Source organism: Streptomyces sp. SDT5-1, from assembly GCF_052245995.1.
Taxonomy (GTDB): Bacteria; Actinomycetota; Actinomycetes; order Streptomycetales; family Streptomycetaceae; genus Streptomyces.
The window spans coordinates 4,730,961-4,748,984 of the sequence record NZ_CM125963.1 but is presented as its reverse complement, the minus strand read 5'-3'; the positions used below and the strand labels follow the sequence as shown (position 1 = coordinate 4,748,984).

The 18,024-nt window shown below is 73.5% G+C and carries 15 protein-coding genes; 10 read left to right on the top strand and 5 right to left on the bottom strand.

Annotation, left to right across the window (positions count from 1 at the left end):
- Positions 1-247: 247 nt before the first annotated feature.
- From ACTWJ8_RS21945 to ACTWJ8_RS21930, 4 genes are all read left to right on the top strand, one after another.
- Entirely contained in the window at positions 248-1,570 is a 1,323-nt protein-coding gene (locus ACTWJ8_RS21945) for an MFS transporter (RefSeq protein WP_443264963.1), read from the top strand.
- A 65-nt stretch (positions 1,571-1,635) separates the two neighbouring features.
- The gene (locus ACTWJ8_RS21940; RefSeq protein ID WP_356375475.1) at positions 1,636-2,112 is read left to right on the top strand and encodes a DUF2771 domain-containing protein; all 477 of its coding nucleotides are present in this window, start codon (positions 1,636-1,638) and stop codon (positions 2,110-2,112) included.
- On the top strand, positions 2,082-2,771 hold the full coding sequence (locus ACTWJ8_RS21935; RefSeq protein WP_356375478.1) for a futalosine hydrolase: 690 nt from the start codon (positions 2,082-2,084) through the stop codon (positions 2,769-2,771). Before ACTWJ8_RS21940 ends, ACTWJ8_RS21935 begins: the two co-directional genes overlap by 31 nt.
- On the top strand, positions 2,768-3,634 hold the full coding sequence (locus ACTWJ8_RS21930; RefSeq protein ID WP_356375480.1) for a 1,4-dihydroxy-6-naphthoate synthase: 867 nt from the start codon (positions 2,768-2,770) through the stop codon (positions 3,632-3,634). Before ACTWJ8_RS21935 ends, ACTWJ8_RS21930 begins: the two co-directional genes overlap by 4 nt.
- Positions 3,635-3,650: 16 nt before the next feature.
- On the opposite strand, the gene ACTWJ8_RS21925 is transcribed toward ACTWJ8_RS21930, so the two are convergent.
- Positions 3,651-4,034 carry a cold-shock protein gene (locus tag ACTWJ8_RS21925; RefSeq protein WP_306322900.1) on the bottom strand — a complete coding sequence of 128 codons (384 nt, stop codon included), beginning with the start codon at positions 4,032-4,034 and terminating at the stop codon, positions 3,651-3,653.
- Between the two features lie 194 nt (positions 4,035-4,228).
- On the opposite strand from ACTWJ8_RS21925, the gene ACTWJ8_RS21920 reads away from it, so the two are divergent.
- Positions 4,229-4,498, top strand: a complete 270-nt coding sequence (locus ACTWJ8_RS21920; protein ID WP_356375482.1) for a hypothetical protein — start codon at positions 4,229-4,231, stop codon at positions 4,496-4,498.
- Here ACTWJ8_RS21920 and ACTWJ8_RS21915 read toward each other — a convergent pair.
- Positions 4,468-5,118 carry an HAD family hydrolase gene (locus ACTWJ8_RS21915; protein ID WP_356375484.1) on the bottom strand — a complete coding sequence of 217 codons (651 nt, stop codon included), beginning with the start codon at positions 5,116-5,118 and terminating at the stop codon, positions 4,468-4,470. The two genes, ACTWJ8_RS21920 and ACTWJ8_RS21915, sit on opposite strands and share 31 nt — an antisense overlap.
- Positions 5,119-5,216: 98 nt before the next feature.
- On the opposite strand from ACTWJ8_RS21915, the gene ACTWJ8_RS21910 reads away from it, so the two are divergent.
- The gene (locus tag ACTWJ8_RS21910) at positions 5,217-6,176 is read left to right on the top strand and encodes an ABC transporter substrate-binding protein (RefSeq protein ID WP_443260072.1); all 960 of its coding nucleotides are present in this window, start codon (positions 5,217-5,219) and stop codon (positions 6,174-6,176) included.
- 20 nt (positions 6,177-6,196) lie between these two features.
- Here ACTWJ8_RS21910 and ACTWJ8_RS21905 read toward each other — a convergent pair whose 3' ends face one another.
- Positions 6,197-7,267, bottom strand: coding sequence for an HAAS signaling domain-containing protein (locus ACTWJ8_RS21905; protein ID WP_356375488.1), 1,071 nt, complete (start codon positions 7,265-7,267; stop codon positions 6,197-6,199).
- A 177-nt stretch (positions 7,268-7,444) separates the two neighbouring features.
- Here ACTWJ8_RS21905 and ACTWJ8_RS21900 point away from each other — a divergent pair, with 177 nt between their 5' ends.
- Together ACTWJ8_RS21900 and ACTWJ8_RS21895 are read left to right on the top strand one after the other, a co-directional pair.
- Positions 7,445-9,895, top strand: coding sequence for a helicase-associated domain-containing protein (locus ACTWJ8_RS21900; protein ID WP_443260071.1), 2,451 nt, complete (start codon positions 7,445-7,447; stop codon positions 9,893-9,895).
- An 87-nt stretch (positions 9,896-9,982) separates the two neighbouring features.
- Positions 9,983-11,626, top strand: a complete 1,644-nt coding sequence (locus tag ACTWJ8_RS21895; protein WP_356375493.1) for a DNA repair helicase XPB — start codon at positions 9,983-9,985, stop codon at positions 11,624-11,626.
- 70 nt (positions 11,627-11,696) lie between these two features.
- Here ACTWJ8_RS21895 and ACTWJ8_RS21890 read toward each other — a convergent pair whose 3' ends face one another.
- Both ACTWJ8_RS21890 and ACTWJ8_RS21885 read right to left on the bottom strand, forming a co-directional pair.
- Positions 11,697-13,034, bottom strand: a complete 1,338-nt coding sequence (locus ACTWJ8_RS21890; RefSeq protein WP_443260070.1) for a glycosyltransferase 87 family protein — start codon at positions 13,032-13,034, stop codon at positions 11,697-11,699.
- Between the two features lie 53 nt (positions 13,035-13,087).
- The gene (locus ACTWJ8_RS21885; protein WP_443260069.1) at positions 13,088-15,355 is read right to left on the bottom strand and encodes a heavy metal translocating P-type ATPase; all 2,268 of its coding nucleotides are present in this window, start codon (positions 15,353-15,355) and stop codon (positions 13,088-13,090) included.
- A gap of 215 nt (positions 15,356-15,570) precedes the next feature.
- Here ACTWJ8_RS21885 and ACTWJ8_RS21880 point away from each other — a divergent pair, with 215 nt between their 5' ends.
- Together ACTWJ8_RS21880 and ACTWJ8_RS21875 are read left to right on the top strand one after the other, a co-directional pair.
- Positions 15,571-16,491, top strand: a complete 921-nt coding sequence (locus ACTWJ8_RS21880) for a hypothetical protein (RefSeq protein ID WP_443260068.1) — start codon at positions 15,571-15,573, stop codon at positions 16,489-16,491.
- A gap of 39 nt (positions 16,492-16,530) precedes the next feature.
- Positions 16,531-17,226: a copper homeostasis protein CutC gene (locus ACTWJ8_RS21875; protein ID WP_443260067.1), complete on the top strand. Its 696-nt coding sequence runs from the start codon at positions 16,531-16,533 to the stop codon at positions 17,224-17,226.
- Positions 17,227-18,024: the final 798 nt, after the last annotated feature.

The following is an 18,024-nucleotide window of genomic DNA, read 5'->3' as shown; positions in this document are numbered from 1 at the left end:
ATGGCCGAGAGGCGCGCGGCCGAGAACAACCGCCCGGGCGCGCTACGCACGCTACCTCCTTCGACGCCCTGCGCCCACACCGACGTACGAGCCGCAGCTGGCCGGAAACCCGACCAGCGTGTCCATATCGGCACTAGTACGGCCGAACAAGGGGCACCATGACTGCGTGGCTGCCGGTAGGTCGTCGTTCAAGTCGTCGTCGGGTTCGTCGTCGCGCGCGTCGGACTCGCCGACGGCCGTTCGCAGAATCGGCCGCGCCCTGCACCTCCCTTTCACCGGCACCGCACGCGGTATCCGCAAAGCGACCCACGCGCACGGCGCGGGCGAGTCGGGGCTCGGCCGGCTGATCGAACTGCACGCCCTGAACGGCGCGGGCGATGTCATGATCACGGTCGCCCTGGCGTCGACGGTGTTCTTCTCCGTGCCGACGGACGAGGCGCGCGGGCGCGTCGCGCTGTACCTGGCGATCACGATGGCGCCCTTCACGCTGCTCGCCCCCGTCATCGGGCCGCTGCTCGACCGGGTGCCGCACGGCAGGCGCGCCGCGATGGCCGCGTCGATGCTGGCGCGGGCGCTCCTCGCGCTGGTCCTCGCGAGCGCCGTGACCGGCGGCGGGCTCCAGCTGTATCCGGCGGCGCTCGGCGTCCTCGTCGCGTCGAAGGCGTACGGCGTGGTGCGCTCGGCGGTCGTGCCGCGCCTCCTGCCACCCCGCTTCTCCCTGGTGAAGGCGAATTCGCGGGTCACGCTCGGCGGGCTGCTCGCGACCGCGGCGGCGGCCCCGGTCGGCGCGGGCCTCCAGGCGATCGGCCCGCGCTGGCCGCTGTACGGGGCGTTCGTGCTCTACGTGTGCGGGATCTTCCTGTCGTACGCGATGCCGCACAAGGTGGACTCGGCGCGCGGCGAGTCCAAGGCGCTGCTGGCGGCCGACGAGGCGCATCTGCACGGTCCGGGGAAGCGGCGGCGCAAGCCGGGGCTGCGGACGGTCGGGCCCGCCGTGACGCACGCGCTGGCCGCGAACGCGACGCTGCGCGCCCTGTCCGGCTTCCTGATCTTCTATCTGGCGTTCCTGCTGCGCGAGCATCCGCTGACCGGGCAGAGCGCCGCGGTCTCCCTCGGCCTGGTCGGGGTGTCGGCGGGGGCGGGGAACGCGCTGGGCACGGCCGTCGGCGCGTGGCTGAAGGCGCGGGCCCCCGAGATCATCATCGTCACCGTGGTGGCGGTGGTGCTCGGCGTGGCGATCACGTCGGCGGTGTTCTTCGGGGCGGTCATGACGGCGTGTCTCGGCGCGGTCGCCGGGTTCGCGCAGGCGCTGGCGAAGCTGTCGCTCGACGCGACGATCCAACGGGACGTCCCGGAGGCGGTGCGCACGTCGGCGTTCGCGCGTTCGGAGACGTTGTTGCAGATGGCGTGGGTGGTGGGCGGGGCGATCGGGATCGCGCTGCCGCTGAACGGGGTGCTGGGGATGTGTGTCGCGGCGACGATCGTGGCGGCGGGCTGGCTGTCCACGGTGCGGGGGCTGCTCGCGTCGGCGCGGCACTCGGGGCCGGCGGGGCGCCCCCGAGTGGCGTAGGGCGCAAACGCGACACCAGCTCCCCCACCCGGAGCGGGAACGGCGGGGCCAGATAGCCTTCCGCCATGACCTCCCAGCGTTTCGCCCAGCGCCACCGCCGCGCCATCGCCGCCGTCGGTGTCGTCGGCGCCGGACTGCTCGTCCTCTCCGCCTGCGACAAGCCGACTCCGCTGGCCACCGTCACGGTGGACCGCAGCACGGTGAACTCCGAGGCCAGCTGCTACAACGACGGCGACGCCCTGAAGCCGACCGCCCTCCAGGGCTGCCTGAAGGACAAGAGCGCCAAGTCCATCAAGGTGGACCCGGACGCCACGGTCCGCTTCGGTGTCGACCCGGAGATCGCGGAGAACGGCTGGACCCTCCTGATGAACGGCCAGCCGCTCACGGACGCCAGCAAGAAGACCTACCGCACCGTTCCGGGCAGCGTCTTCTTCAACCAGCAGTACGGCGCCTCCGGTTCCTCGACGACCGTCACGATCCTCGAGGGCGGCAACTCCAAGGCGTACGGCCTGTGGTCGTTCAAGCTCGAGAAGGACTCCTGACGAATACCGCGCACGTACTGATCGCCACCGCCGTCCCGGCCGAACGGGACGCGGTGGCACGGGGCGTACAGGGACACCCGGCGATCGACGTGGTCGCCGTGGGTGTCGGCCCCGCCGCCGCGGCCGCGGGCACCGCGACCGCGCTCACCCGGGCCGAACTCGCCGGTGACCCGTACACGCTGGTCGTCTCGGCCGGCATCGGTGGCGGCTTCACGGCGGCGCCCGGCGCGGTCCTGGTCGCCGACGCGATCACCGTCGCCGATCTGGGCGCCGAGACCGCCGAGGGCTTCGTGCCCGTCACCGAGCTGGGCTTCGGCACCGTCACCCACACCCCGCCCGAGTCTCTCGTCAGGGAGCTGGCCGCCGCCGCGTCCGCGACCGTCGGCGCCGTCCTCACCGTGTCCACGGTGACCGGGACCGCCGACCGCGCGGCCCTGCTGGCGCAGCGTCACCCGGGCGCCGTCGCCGAGGCGATGGAGGGTTTCGGGGTCGCGGAGGCGGCCGCCGCGCACGGGGTGCCGGTCGCCGAGATACGCACCGTCTCCAACGCCGTCGGCCCCCGCGACCGCGACGCCTGGCGCATCGGTGACGCGCTCGCCGCGCTGGCCTCCGCCTTCGGGAAGACCGCGCCCGTACTGGAGAGTTGGAAGAACACATGACGGACACCACGACCGACACCGCACGCATCGCGTTCTCGCCCTGCCCGAACGACACCTTCGTCTTCGACGCCTGGGCCCACGGCCGCGTCCCCGGCGCGCCCGCGCTCGACGTGACCTTCGCCGACATCGACATCACGAACGGCGTCGCCGAGCGCCGCGAGGACGCCTACGAGCTGCTCAAGGTGTCGTACGCGGTGCTGCCCTACGTCCTCGACGACTACGCGCTGCTGCCGTGCGGCGGCGCGCTCGGCCGGGGCTGCGGCCCCCTGGTCCTGACGCGTGAGGCGGACGTCGACCTGTCCGACAAGCGGGTCGCGGTACCGAGCGAGACCTCCACCGCGTATCTGCTGTTCCGGCTGTGGGCGGCGGACACCGTGAAGGGCGGCGGCGTCGGCGAGATCGTCGTCATGCCGTTCCACGAGATCATGCCCGCCGTGCGCGACGGCAAGATCGACGCCGGGCTCGTCATCCACGAGGCCCGCTTCACGTACCAGAACTACGGCCTGCACAAGCTCGCCGACATGGGCGAGCACTGGGAGGCCACGACGGGCCTGCCGATCCCCCTCGGCGCGATCATCGCCCGCCGCGACCTCGGCGCCGACAAGCTGCGCGCGTACGCGGACGCCGTGCGCACGTCGGTGCGGATGGCCTGGGACGACCCCGAGGCCAGCCGCCCGTACGTCATGGAGCACGCGCAGGAGATGGACCCGGCCGTCGCCGACCAGCACATCGGCCTGTACGTCAACGAGTTCACGGCCGACCTCGGCGAGGACGGCTACGCGGCGATCCGCGGGCTGCTGACCAGGGCGGCGGCCGAGGGTCTCGTCCCGGCGCTCGCCCCGGACGCGCTCGCCTTCCCGTAGCGGCCCCGGTGGCGGCTCAGACGTCCAGCTGGTCCGCCACCGCCCGCAGCAGGCCCGCGATCTTCTTGCCGGCGGCCTTCTCCGGGTAGCGGCCGCGCTCCAGCATCGGCGTGATGTTCTCGAGCAGTGTCGTCAGGTCCTGGACGATCGACGCCAGTTCGTCCGGCTTGCGGCGCTGCGCCGCCGCGATCGACGGCGTCGGGTCCAGGATCGTGACCGAGAGCGCCTGGTCGCCGCGCTGCCCTGCGACCACCCCGAACTCGACGCGCTGGCCGGGCTTGAGGGCGTCCACGCCTGCGGGAAGTACGGAGGAATGCACGAAGACGTCACCGCCGTCGTCGCGGGAGAGGAAGCCGAAGCCCTTCTCGCTGTTGAACCACTTGACCTTGCCGGTAGGCACGTGAAGTCCTCGTCCTCGTACTAGAAGAAAACACTGGGATACAGGGTCTGGATAGCAGGGCGGCGGGCCGTGGTCCGACCCGCCGTCACCAAGACTATTGGTCTGGGGGCCGGTGACAAGATGCTGCCTGGGGGTTCGCGCCGGTCCGTGCGGCCCCTCGTTGGTCTCTCTGCGCTGGGAACTACCCTGGCTGGGTGCGCGACAAAACCCAAGCCCATTCCACGGCGGCCGAGACCGGCCCCGGCGACGGCCTCGTGAAGGCCGGCGGCATCGTCTTCATCGTGGGGGCGATCGCCACCCTCGTCACGGTGGCGCCGCTCTTCCTCCACACCGACCCGTTCCCGCCCGTCGCGTACGCGGTGTGCATGCTGATGGGCGTCGGGTTCCTGATCGCCGCGGCCGGAGTGCTCCGGGGCGTCGCGGCGCAGCGCCGTCAGGCGCGGTCCGCCACCTCCGCCACGTAGCCCTCGAGCCACGCGGGGAACGCGGTCAGGTCGTCGAGCACCACGTCGGCGCCCGCGCCCCGCAGCTCGGCCGCGTCGCACGGGCCCGTCGTGACGGCCACGGACAGGGCGTCGGCGGTGCGTGCCCCGCGTACGTCGCCGACATGGTCGCCGACGTAGACGCTCGCGCCGTGCTCGCGCAGCGCCTGGCCCTTGCCCTCGGCCCACAGGTCGCCGATGACGGCGTCCGCTTCGATGCCGAGGTGCGCCAGGTGCAGCTTGGCGTTCGGCTCGTACTTCGCGGTGACGACGATGGCCCGGCCGCCCGCCGCGTGCACGGCCGCGATGGTCTCGCGCACGCCCGGCATGGGCAGCGTCGGCTCGATGGCGTATGTGGGATACATCTCACGGTAGAGGTCGGCCATCGCCGGGATGTCCGCGGGCTCGCACCAGTGCGCCAGCTCGTCGGTGAGCGGCGGGCCGAGCCGCGAGACGATCAGGTCCGGGTCGATCCGCAGGCCCGTGCGCTCGGCCAGCGCGACCCAGGTGGCGCGGATGCCGGGCCGCGAGTCGATCAGCGTCATGTCGAGGTCGAAGCCGACGACGGGTCCGGTGGGGGCGGGGTCTGCGTGGGGAGCCATGCGGTTCATTCTGCCTGTACGCCACCGGCCGCCCCGAAGCGGATACGTGGACGGCGAACGCTTCCCCGGAGGCCGCCTCAGGTGCACCATGGGCGCCCATGAACCACACCCGTCACGCCCTCGGTGCCGCGCTCGCCCTCGCGCTCACGCTCTCCGCATGCAGCTCGGACGACGGCGACAAGAACGCGGACAAACCCGCGGCCAAGGCCTCCGGCAGCCACACGGTCCGTACGGCCATGGGGAACGTGAAGGTCAAGAACCGGCCCGAGCGGGTCGTCGTCCTCGGCGGCGCCGCTCTCGACGCGGCGGTCAGCCTCGGTGTGAAGCCGGTCGGGGCCACCCGGGCCGGGGACGACGAGGCCGTGCCCGCGTATCTGCCGTCGGAGCGCACGCGTGGTGTCGCCGATGTCGGGGCGGCGGACGAGCCCGACCTCAAGAAGATCGCCGCGCTGAAGCCCGACCTGATCCTCGGCGACAAGGCCCACGACGGCCGCCGCTACAAGCAGCTCAGCGCGCTCGCCCCGACGGTCCTCACCGGCTCCCCCGAGAGCGCCTGGAAGCGGAACGTGCGCGTGCACGCCGACGCGCTCGGCGAGCGGGCGGCGGCGAAGCGCCTCGCGGCCACGTACAGGAGGCAGGTCGCCGAGACCACGAAGGCCGTCGGCGGCGCGGGCGCGGCGGCCCGCACCGAGGTCAACGTCCTGCGGTTCGTCGCCGGGTCCGACATCCGGGTCTCCGGCGAGCGGACCTTCACCGGCACGCTCCTCGCCGACGTCGGCCTCGCCCGGCCCGCCGCGACGAAGCGGGCGGCGGCCGGTTACGAGGTCGGGCCCGAGCGGATCGGCGAGGCCGACGCCGACGTCGTGTTCACCTCCACGTACGGGAACCCGGGCCTCGCGAAGGTCGCGGAGGCGACGACGAGCGGTCAGTGGCGCGGCATCCGGGCGGTCCGGGACAACCGCGTCTACACCGTCGACGACGCGCTGTGGGCGCGGGCCGTGGGGTACACGGCGGCAGGCCAGATCCTCGGCGAGGTCAGGTCGGACCTGGGGCGCTAGGGCCCACCCGTGACCCGTGCCTATGTGCGGGGTGAGCGGGCCCGCCAGACCAGGTAGAGGGCGGAGGCGAAGGCCGCGGCGCGCAGCACCCACGGCCAGGTCTCGTCGAGGGCCCCGCTCAGGCGGCCGTCGGCGATCGGATCGCCCCAGCGCCCGTCGCCGCGGCCCCACAGCCAGACGATTCCGCTGAGCGCGGCGAGCCCCGGGAGGCCGAACACCGCCCACTTCTTCTGCCCCACCGAGAGCTGCCGGGACAGATAGACGGCGGCCCAGCCGATCAGCAGCACCAGGATGTTGCCGAGCACGGCGCCGACGACGAGCGCGACGGCGGCCAGCAGCAGGAACGGCTGCGTGAACGAGCGGCCGAAGGAGGCGCGGGAGACGGCGGCGCGGCGCAATAGCAGCCGACGGCGGGCCTTCGACTCCCCGGCGCCGGCCTCCTCCTCTTCGGCCTCGTCGTCGTCCTCGTCCTCCTCGACGACGGGCTGCGGGGCGGGGGCCGGGCGTTTGCGCAGGTCGGGGCCCTGGCCCGGCGGCTTGAGGATGTCCGGTATCTCGATGCCGCCGACGAATCCGGGCACCTCGTCGACCTCGGTCCCGGGCGGGCCGCCCGAGGTCCGCCACCAGTCGGCGGTCTCGACGGTCCCGAGTTCGTCGGTGCCGGCGAGGTGGACGGGGGCGGGGCCTTCGTCGACGGGGGCGGCGGCCTCGTCGGGCTGTGACTTGCGGAGGATGCGGGGTGTCCTCGACGGGCGGGGCGCACGCGGGGTGCGGGGGCCGCGGGACTTGGGCACGATGCGGCCGAGGGTGCCCTTGGGCTCCTCGGGTTCGTCGCCCGCGGCGCCGAAGTCGTAGGTGCCGTCGCCGTTCTTGGCGACGGCGACGATCTCGTCGGGTGTGCCGATGCGGCCGATCAGTCTGCGGACGGCGGCCGGGCTGTCGGCGCCGCCCGCCGCGCGGCGGCGGTCGATCTCGGAGCGGAGGTCGGCCACGAGGCGCATCCGCGTCGAGGACGGCAGTTGCCGCGACTGGGCGAGGTCTCCGACCTTGCTCAGGTAGTCGAAGACGATCTGATCACTCTCGATCCCCACGAAGTCCCCTCCGGGGTGGCGCTGTTGACTTGTCGACGGTATCGCGAATGCTCGCGGTAGTCCGTCCCTCCGCCACCGGGGCTCTGCCCCGGCCCCCGCTGCTCAAGCGCCGCAGGGGCCTGAAAGACCGAAGGCGGAACAGCGGGGTGGTGGGGTGGGGCGGCTAACGTGGGTGGGATGAGTGACGAGCAGACGGCCGCAGCAGCACCCCGCTCGCTCGCGGAAGCGCTCCGCGCCCGCGACGACGGGTCCCTCGCCGCGCTCCTGCGCACCCGCCCCGACCTGCTCGGTCCCGTGCCGAACGACATGACGCAGCTCGCCACCCGCGCCGGCACCCGCGCCTCCGTCGTCCGCGCCCTCGACCGCCTCGACCGGTTCACGCAGCAGGTGGCGCAGGCCCTCGCCGTGGCGCCCGACCCGACGACGTACGAGACGCTGCGCGGGCTGCTGCCGGGCGACGACGCGGAGGCCGCGCTGCCCGGCGCCGTCGGCACGCTGCGGGAGCAGGCCCTCGCCTGGGGCGGCGACGACCAGTTGCGGCTCGTCCGCACGGCCCGCGAACTCCTCGCGCCCACTCCGCAGCACCCCTCCCCCACCGGTCTCGGCCCGACCGTCGCGGAGGCCACGTCCGGGATGTCGCCCGGCCGCGTGCAGGAGATCGTGGCGGCGGCCGGGCTGCCGTCGACGCACGACCCGGTGTCGGCGATCGCCGCGCTCACCGCCCTGTTCACCGACCCGGAGCGGATGTCGGCGCTGCTCGACGAGGCGCCCACCGAGTCCGTCGAGGTGCTGAACCGGCTCGTGTGGGGACCTCCGTACGGCCAGGTCACGGCCCAACCGGCGGCGCACCTGCGGTGGTTGCTCGACCGCGCCCTGCTGGTGCCGACCACGCCCGGCACCGTGGTGCTGCCCCGCGAGGTGGCGCTGCACCTGCGCGGCGGGCGCGCGCACCGCGAACTGGAACCCGTCGCGCCGCCCGTGCGGGAGAAGGCCGCGCACCGTCCACAGGTTGTGGACGCGACCGCGGCCGCCGAGGCGTACACCGCCGTGACGACGGTCGAGGAGCTGCTGAAGGACTGGGACGAGGGCGGCCCCGCCGTCCTGCGCGCCGGCGGCCTCAGCGTCCGCGACCTCAAGCGCACCGCCGCCGCCCTCGACACCACGGAGCAGACCGCCGCGTTCTGGGTCGAACTCGCCTACGCGGCGGGCCTGTTGGCGTCCGACGGCGAGGCCGACGAGCGGTACGCGGCCACTCCCGCGTACGACGAGTGGGTGCTGCTCCCGCCCGCCGAACGCTGGCAGCGGCTCGCCGCGGCCTGGCTTCCGGCGACCCGCACCGCCGGCCTGGTCGGCGGCCGCGACGGCAAGGACCGGACGCTGTCCGCGCTCGGCCCGCACCTGGACCGTTCGGCGGCCCCCGAGGTACGCCACCGGGTCCTCGCCCTGCTGCACACGGAGCTTCCCGAGGGCGCCTCCCCGGAGCCCGAGTCCGTGATCGAACGCCTCACGTGGGAGCGCCCCTCCCCCGCCTCCCTCGACCTGCGCACCCGGCTCGCCCACTGGACCCTGGCCGAGTGCGAACTCCTCGGCATCACGGGCCGCGGCGCGCTGTCGTCCCACGGCCGAGCGCTGCTTACGGGCGGCCGGCCGCAGGTGAGTACGGCGCCCGCGACCCCCGCCGGGGCGGCCGGCACGGCCGGGGCCGCCGCGAAGCTGCTCGCGCCGCTCCTGCCCGAGCCCCTCGACCACGTCCTCCTCCAGGCCGACCTCACCGCGGTCGCGCCGGGCCCCCTGGAGCGGCCCCTCGCGGACGCCCTCTCCGTCCTGGCCGACGTCGAGTCGAAGGGCGGCGCCACCGTCTACCGGTTCACGCCCGGCTCCGTGCGCCGCGCGCTCGACGCGGGACGCACCGCCTCCGACCTGCAGACCTTCCTCGCGGAGCACTCCCGTACGCCGGTCCCGCAGCCCCTCGCGTACCTGATCGACGACGTCGCCCGCCGCCACGGCCACCTGCGGATCGGCGCGGCGAGCGCCTACGTGCGCTGCGACGACGACGCCGTGCTCGGCGAGATCCTGGCCGACAAGCGGGCGGCACCGCTCCGCCTCCGCCGCCTCGCGCCCACCGTCCTCGCGGCGCAGGCCGACCCCGGCACGCTCCTCGAAGGCCTGCGCTCCATGGGCTTCGCCCCGGCCGCCGAGACCCCGGAGGGCGACGTCCTGATCGCCCGCGTCGACGCCCACCGCACCCCGCCCCGCACGGCCCCCGAGCCGGTCCCCGACGGCCCTCCGCTGCCCGACGACACCCTCGTCGAGGCGGCGCTGCGGGCCATCCGCGCGGGCGACGCCGCCTCCACGGCCCCCCGCAAGCAGGCCCCCGCCCACCCCGGCAACGGCGAGCTGCCCCGCACCACGTCCGCCGAGACCCTCGCCACGATGCAGGCCGCCGTCCTCACCGGCGAGGCCCTGTGGATCGGCTACGTCAACGCGGAGGGCGCCGCCAGCCAGCGCGTCATCGCCCCCGTCCGCGTCGAGGGCGGCTTCGTCACGGCCTACGACCACACGGCCGACGAGGTCCGCACGTACCCGCTGCACCGGGTGACGGGCGTCGCGGAGCTCTCCGACAGCTGACCGCCGCCCGCGTTCGCCGGGATGCGGCACACTGGACGTTTGGCCCGTGCCTTGTGTCCGTGCCTTGTGCCGAAGGGATGTGCGTACGTGAACGGTCCACTCATCGTCCAGAGCGACAAGACTCTCCTGCTGGAGGTCGACCACGAGCAGGCCGACGACTGCCGCCGGGCGATCGCCTCGTTCGCCGAGCTCGAGCGCGCCCCCGAGCACATCCACACGTACCGGGTGACGCCGCTCGGGCTGTGGAACGCGCGGGCCGCCGGGCACGACGCCGAGCAGGTCGTGGACGCGCTCGTGCAGTTCTCCCGGTACCCGGTGCCGCACGCGCTGCTCGTCGACATCGCCGAGACGATGGACCGCTACGGGCGGCTCACGCTCAGCAAGCACCCCGCGCACGGGCTCGTGCTCACCAGCACCGACCGTCCGGTCCTGGAGGAGGTGCTGCGGTCCAAGCGGATCGCGCCGCTGGTCGGGGCCCGCATCGACGCCGACACCGTCGCCGTGCACCCCTCCGAGCGCGGGCAGATCAAGCAGACGCTCCTGAAGCTGGGCTGGCCCGCCGAGGACCTCGCCGGGTACGTGGACGGCGAGGCGCACGCGATCGAGCTCGACGAGACCGAGTGGTCGCTGCGGCCGTACCAGAAGCAGGCCGTCGAGAACTTCTGGCACGGCGGCTCCGGAGTCGTCGTGCTGCCCTGCGGCGCGGGCAAGACGCTCGTCGGCGCCGGGGCGATGGCCGAGGCCAAGGCGACCACGCTGATCCTCGTCACCAACACCGTGTCCGCCCGGCAGTGGAAGCACGAGCTGGTGAAGCGGACATCGCTGACCGAGGACGAGATCGGCGAGTACAGCGGTACGAAGAAGGAGATCCGGCCGGTCACCATCGCCACGTACCAGGTGCTCACGACCAAGCGGAAGGGCGTGTATCCGCACCTGGAGCTGTTCGACTCCCGGGACTGGGGGCTCGTCGTGTACGACGAGGTGCATCTGCTGCCCGCGCCGGTCTTCAAGTTCACGGCCGACCTCCAGGCGCGTCGGCGGCTCGGTCTGACGGCGACGCTCGTGCGTGAGGACGGGCGGGAGTCCGACGTGTTCTCGCTGATCGGGCCGAAGCGGTTCGACGCGCCGTGGAAGGAGATCGAGGCGCAGGGGTACATCGCGCCCGCCGACTGCGTCGAGGTGCGGGTCAACCTCACGGACTCGGAGCGGCTCGCGTACGCGACCGCCGAGACGGAGGAGAAGTACCGGTTCTGTGCGACGACGGCGTCGAAGCAGAAGGTGACGGAGGCGCTGGTCCGCAAGCACGCGGGTGAGCAGACGCTGGTCATCGGGCAGTACATCGACCAGCTCGACGAGCTGGGCGAGCACCTGGACGCGCCGGTCATCAAGGGCGAGACGACGAACGCGGTGCGGGAGAAGCTCTTCGACGCGTTCCGGGAGGGCGAGATCTCGGTCCTGGTCGTCTCCAAGGTGGCGAACTTCTCGATCGACCTGCCGGAGGCGACGGTCGCGATCCAGGTGTCGGGGACGTTCGGGTCGCGGCAGGAGGAGGCGCAGCGGTTGGGCCGTGTGCTTCGGCCGAAGGCGGACGGGCACGAGGCGCGCTTCTACTCGGTCGTCGCGCGCGACACGATCGACCAGGACTTCGCGGCGCACCGGCAGCGGTTCCTTGCGGAGCAGGGTTACGCGTACCGGATCGTCGACGCGAACGACCTCCTGGCGGAGAGCTGACGCCGCCCTCCGGGCAGCCACCCGTCCTCGTCCCGCCGCTCCGGGGCCCCACCCCGGGGCGGCGGGGCTGTCATGCCGAACCGGCGTCACACCTTGGGGCTCCGCCCCAAACCCCGCTGCTCAATCGCCGCAGGGGCTCGAATTGACCTACCCGCACCGCCCCCGCAAGGCCCCCGTCGCCTACCCCCTCGACTCCGCCGCCCTGACGGGCAGCCGTCACCGCCTTGGGCAATCTGCCTCCCCCAGACTCCGTCCGGGGCCCCCAGGGCGGCAGGGTGGGCAAGGCGGCGCCCGGTGCGGGCCGAGGAGGGTGAAGGGGCGTCGCCACGGCGTACGTGAGCAGGAGGAGGGTGGCCAAGGGATACGGGGAGGCCAGGGGTTGGGCGTACCACGGGAGGTGGAGGTCCAGGGGGCCCTCGTGGGGGAGCAGCCACATCGTGCGGGATGTGAAGAGCAGGCCCAACACGAACGCCGCGCGGCGGTGGCCCGTCGACCACGTCGCCGCGACCAGCGGCACGCACCACACCCAGTGGTGGGACCAGCTGATGGGTGAGATCAGGAGACCGGTCAACGCGGTCAGCACCAGGCCGTGGCGCGGGTGGCGGTACGCCGCGTACAGGCCGAGCGCCGCCACGGGAAGCGCCCACCACCACCCCGGTTCCGCCACGTGCAGCGCCCGCGCCACCAGCCCCTGCAAGGACTGGTTGTCGACGATCCACGGCTTCCCGACACGGGACGTCTCGTAGAGGCGACGCGTCCAGAAGTCCACGCTGGCGGTGGGGAGGACGAGCGCACCGACCGCCACGGTGGCGAGGCACGCCACCATCGCCCGCGCCGCCTCCCGGCGCCGCCCCGTCAGGAACAAGTACACGATGAAGATCGCCGGCGTGAGCTTGATGCCCGTCGCGACACCGAGGGCGACCCCCTTTCCGGACGCCCCGTCGCGGCGCGTGAGGTCCCAGATGACGACGACCGCGAGCGCGAGGTTGACCTGGCCGAACAGGACCGTCTGGAAGACCGGTTCGAGCCACAGCGCGAACGCCGCGAGCCCGCACACCCCCGCCCACGACACCCGCAGCCCCGCGAGTCGGCACGACACCCGGACCAGGGCCACGACCAGCGCGATGTTGCCGAGGAGGAAGGCCCCCTTGAGAACGGCCGACGGCACCCACGCCGCCGGCGCGAACAGCAGCGCCGCGAACGGCGGATAGGTGGCGGGCAGGTCCCACTCCGTGACGGTGAACCCGTACAGGTCTCCCCCGCCCGCGAGCACCGCCGCCCCCTCGGCCCGGTAGACGACCACGTCCGCCATCGGCGCCCCCTGGAGTACGCACAGGGCGACGAGCGCGGCGGCGGACAGGGCAAGCAGGGCGTACGCGCCGTGCGCACAGCGTGAAGGGGCGGTCACAGTCAGCCGACTGTACCGCCCCTTGCCCGACGCTTCCGATCTACGACACCGACCTACGACACCTGCGCCTTGAAGCCCCGCAGCCGCAGGCTGTTGCCGACCACGAAGACCGAGGAGAAGGCCATCGCCGCCCCCGCGATCATCGGGTTGAGCAGCCCCGCCGCGGCGAGCGGCAGCGCCGCGACGTTGTACGCGAACGCCCAGAACAGGTTGCTCTTGATGGTGTTCAGCGTGCGCCGCGACAGCCGGATCGCGTCGACCGCCGCCCGCAGGTCCCCGCGTACGAGGGTGAGGTCGCCGGCCTCGATCGCCGCGTCGGTCCCCGTGCCCATCGCGAGCCCGAGGTCGGCCTGCGCGAGCGCCGCCGCGTCGTTGACGCCGTCGCCGACCATGGCCACCGAACGCCCCTCGTCCTGGAGGCGCTTGACGACGTCGACCTTGTCCTGCGGAAGGACCTCCGCGATGACGTCGGCCGGGTCCGTGATGCCGACCTCGGCGGCGACGGAACGGGCCACCGCCTCGTTGTCCCCGGTCAGCAGCACCGGACGGAGCCCGAGGCCGCGCAGCCGCTCGATCGCCTCCGCGCTGGTCTCCTTCACCGCGTCGGCCACCTCGAGCACCGCGCGCGCCTCGCCGTCCCAGGCCACGGCGATCGCCGTGCGCCCGGCCTTCTCGGCCTCGGCCTTCGCCTTCGCGAGCGCCTCAGGGAGGTGGATCTCCCACTGCTTCAGGAGCTGCTCGCGGCCGACGAGGACCGCGTGTCCCTCGACGACGCCCTGGACGCCGAGGCCCGCGACGTTCGCGAAGTCCTCGGGGGCCGGCAGCGTACCGACCTCGTCGGCGGCGCCCTTCGCCACGGCCTGCGCGATCGGGTGCTCGGACGCGTGCTCGAGGGCGCCCGCGAGGCGCAGCGCCTCCGCGCGCTCGACGCCTTCGGCGGTGTGCGCGCCGAGCAGCGTCATCCGGCCGGTGGTGACGGTGCCGGTCTTGTCGAGGACGATCGTGTCGACCTTGCGGGTGGTCTCCAGGACCTCGGGGCCCTTGATCAGGATGCCGAGCTGGGCGCCGCGGCCCGTGCCGACCATGAGGGCGGTCGGCGTCGCGAGGCCGAGGGCGCAGGGGCAGGCGATGATCAGTACGGCGACGGCCGCGGTGAAGGCGGCGGTCAGTCCCGCGCCGTTGCCGAGCCAGAAGCCGAGGGTGGCGACGGCGAGGGCGATGACGACCGGCACGAAGACGCCGGAGATGCGGTCGGCGAGCCGCTGGGCGGCGGCCTTCCCGTTCTGCGCGTCCTCGACGAGCCTGGCCATGCGGGCGAGCTGGGTGTCGGAGCCGACGCGGGTGGCCTCGACGACGAGCCGGCCGCCGACGTTCAGTGTGGCGCCGGTGACGGCGTCGCCCGCCGCGACCTCGACCGGCACCGACTCGCCGGTGAGCATGGAGGCGTCCACGGCGGAGGAGCCGTCGACGACCGTGCCGTCCGTGGCGATCTTCTCCCCGGGGCGTACGAGGAAGCGGTCGCCGACCTTCAACTCGCCGACCGGCACGGTGGTTTCGTGCCCGCCGTCGTGGAGGACGGTGACCTCCTTGGCGCCCAGCTCCATCAGGGCCCGGAGCGCGGCGCCCGCCTTCCGCTTGGAGCGGGCCTCGAAGTAGCGGCCCGCGAGGATGAACGCGGTGACGCCCGCGGCGGCCTCCAGGTAGATGTTCCCCGCGCCGTCGCTGCGCCCGATCGTCAGCTCGAAGGGGTGCGTCATGCCGGGTTCGCCCGCGGTGCCGAAGAACAGGGCCCACAGCGACCAGAGGAACGCGGCCGACGTGCCGAGCGAGATCAGCGTGTCCATGGTCGCGGCTCCGTGCCGCGCGTTCGTGAACGCCGCCTTGTGGAAGGGCCACGCCGCGTAGACGACGACGGGAGCGGCCAGCGTCAGGGACAGCCACTGCCAGTACTCGAACTGGAGGGCGGGGACCATCGCCATCGCCACGACGGGCACGGCGAGCACCACCGCGGTGATCAGGCGCTGCCGCAGCGGGCGGAGCTCGTCGTCCTCGGCGGCGTCCGCGTCCTGCTCCTCGGCGGCCGCGGGGGGTGCGGGCGGCTGCGCCGTGTAACCGGTGGCCTCGACCGTGGCGATCAGGTCGGCGACCTCGACGCCGTCCGCGAAGCTGACCTTCGCCTTCTCCGTCGCGTAGTTGACGGTCGCCTCGACGCCGTCCATCCGGTTCAGCTTCTTCTCGATGCGCGCGGCGCACGACGCGCAGGTCATGCCGCCGATGGCGAGTTCCACCTGCGCGGGCGGGGCGACGGTGTGCGCCGACATGCTGCCTCCTTGAGTCCGACACCGGGGGCGAGTACCCCTCGATAGATCCAGTTATACCCCTGGGGGGTATCAAACGCAAGGCCGATCCGGCTTGACTTCATACCCCCTAGGGGTATCTTCATGAGTGTACGGCCGACAGCACGTCCCACGGCCGTACGGCACCGCATCCGAGACCGCCGGCCACCGGCAACACCGGCATCACCGAGGAGCCCACCATGCAGACCGGTCTGAAGATCGCCGCCTTCGCCGCGGCCGCAGCCGCCACCTTCGGCACCGCGTACGGGGTGGGCAGCGCGGCGGACCCGGTCGTCGCCGAGAAGCGGCCGGCCGCGCACGAGGAGCAGCACGACGAGCAGGAGGGGGGCCACGCCGAGGGGGGCCACGCCGAGGCGAGCACGGCGGCCGACCTCACCCCCGGCGGACTCCAGGTGTCCGAGCGCGGCTACACGCTCGACCTGGAGCGGGACCGCCTCCCCGACCGCAAGGGCGAACTGCGCTTCACCATCCGCAAGGACGCGCCGCACGGCAAGGACGCGGCGCACGGCGCGGGCGAGCCCGTGACCTCGTACAAGAAGGAGCACGGCAAGGAGCTGCACCTCATCGTCGCCTCGCGGGATCTCACCGCGTACCGGCATCTGCACCCGGTGCGGGACGCCGACGGGACCTGGTCGACGCCGGTCTCGCTCCCCAAGGCGGGCGACTATCGCGTCTTCGCCGACTTCACGCCGCGCGGCGAGGAGAAGGGGCTCACGCTGGGCGCGGGGCTGGGCGTCGCGGGGACGTACGAGCCGGCGCCGCTGCCGGAGCACGCCGCGACGGCGCGCGTCGCGGGCGGTTACGAGGTGCGGGTGGACGGCGAGCTGAAGGCGGGCGCCGGGAGCGAGCTCACGCTCTCCGTCAGCAAGGACGGCAAGCCGGTCACCGATCTGGAGCCCTACCTCGGCGCGTACGGGCATCTGGTCGCGCTGCGCTCCGGCGACCTCGCGTACCTTCACGTTCACCCGCACGAGGGCAGGCCGGGACCCGAGGTCGCCTTCACCGCGACCGCGCCCAGCGCGGGGACGTACCGGCTCTTCCTCGACTTCAAGCACGACGGCGAGGTCAGGACGGCTGCGTTCACGGTGCACGCGGCGTAAGGTGAGCGGGACATTGGACTAGACCTGTCTGGGAGCCTCATGAGCAAGCGAGCAGTCCTGGAGGTGATCGCCCTCGACGCCGAGGACGCGATCGCCGCCCAGGCCGGGGGTGCGGACCGTCTGGAGCTGGTCACGGACATGGCCGCGGACGGTCTGACGCCGTCGGTGGACACGTTCCGGGCCGTCCGGGCCGCCGTGGACATCCGGCTGCGCGTGATGCTGCGGCTCGCGGACGGGTTCGCGGCCGGGGACGTGTCCGCGCTGGTGGGACGGGCGCGGGAGCTGCGCGCGGCCGGGGCGGACGAGTTCGTGCTCGGGTTCCTCGACGAGCACGGGGGGCCGGATCTCGCGGCCGTCGAGCGGGTCGTGGAGGTGCTCGACGGGTGCCGGTGGACGTTCCACCGGGCCATCGACCGGGCGGCCGACCGGGACGCGCTGCGCAAGCAGCTCGCGGACCTTCCGGGGCTCGACACGTACCTCACGGCCGGCTCGGCCGACGGCGTCGACGCGGGCCTCGACGTACTCCTGTCGGAGGCGGGGCGCGCCGCGGCCGGCGATCCCGGGTACGGGCAGCGGATCCTGGTGGGCGGCGGCCTCCGCCTCGACCACGTCCCGGCGCTGCGGGCGGCGGGGATCTCCGCCTTCCACATCGGCACGGCGAGCCGCCCCTCGGGCTGGTCGGGCCCGGTCTCGCCGGACGCGGTCCGCGCGTGGCGCGAGACCGTCGACGCCTGACGCTTCCGCGCGGCGGGGCGGTTCTACGTTGCGGGGGTCGGTGCCGCGGGGGTCGTCCGACGGCACCGTCGTCGCGGCGAGTCACCCGTGCCGGGGCGACCGCCCACCCGCCCCCTCCAGGGGCTCCCGGTCCGCCGGGGTTCCGGTAACGCGCTGCGCCTCACCGAAGCGTCCCGGTCCCCCGCCCCGACGCCTCGGGGCTCCGCCCCGGCCCACGCTGCTCAATCGCCGCAGGGGCTCGAATCACTTACCTCCACCGCCCCATCGGCTCCGCCGCCCAATCTCCCCCAGGGGCGCCGGCCCGGGACACCGCGACCAACGCGGCCGACCGTGCGTGACACCGACACCGACACCGACACCGACACCCGGCCTCCGGCAGACGACCACCGGCGCGGTCCCCCTCGGCTCCCCCGCCCACGCGACTGGGGCGATCTTCCGCCGGTACGCTGCCGTGGGTGACATGTCCCCGGCACGGCTTCCTCACCCGTTGCGGCCGACGACACCCACGTCGGGCAACGTGCCCCCGGACTCCGTCCAGGGAGACCCAAGGCAGCAGGCCGGACAAGACGGCCCGCCCCGACGTCGTCAACGATGCCCCGTCACGGCAACGACGAGCCCACCCCGGCACAGGTCCCGAACCCACGGGGCCAAGCCCCCGGAGTGGGCGGGCGGGTGGGAGACAGGCGGGCAACCTAGCCAGAGCACGGTGCCGCGCAACCGAGGTGTCAGGCCCAGCGGCGGCATCAGCGGTGCCGCGTCACAACAACGGCGAGCCCCACCCCGGCCCCGGCCCCGGCC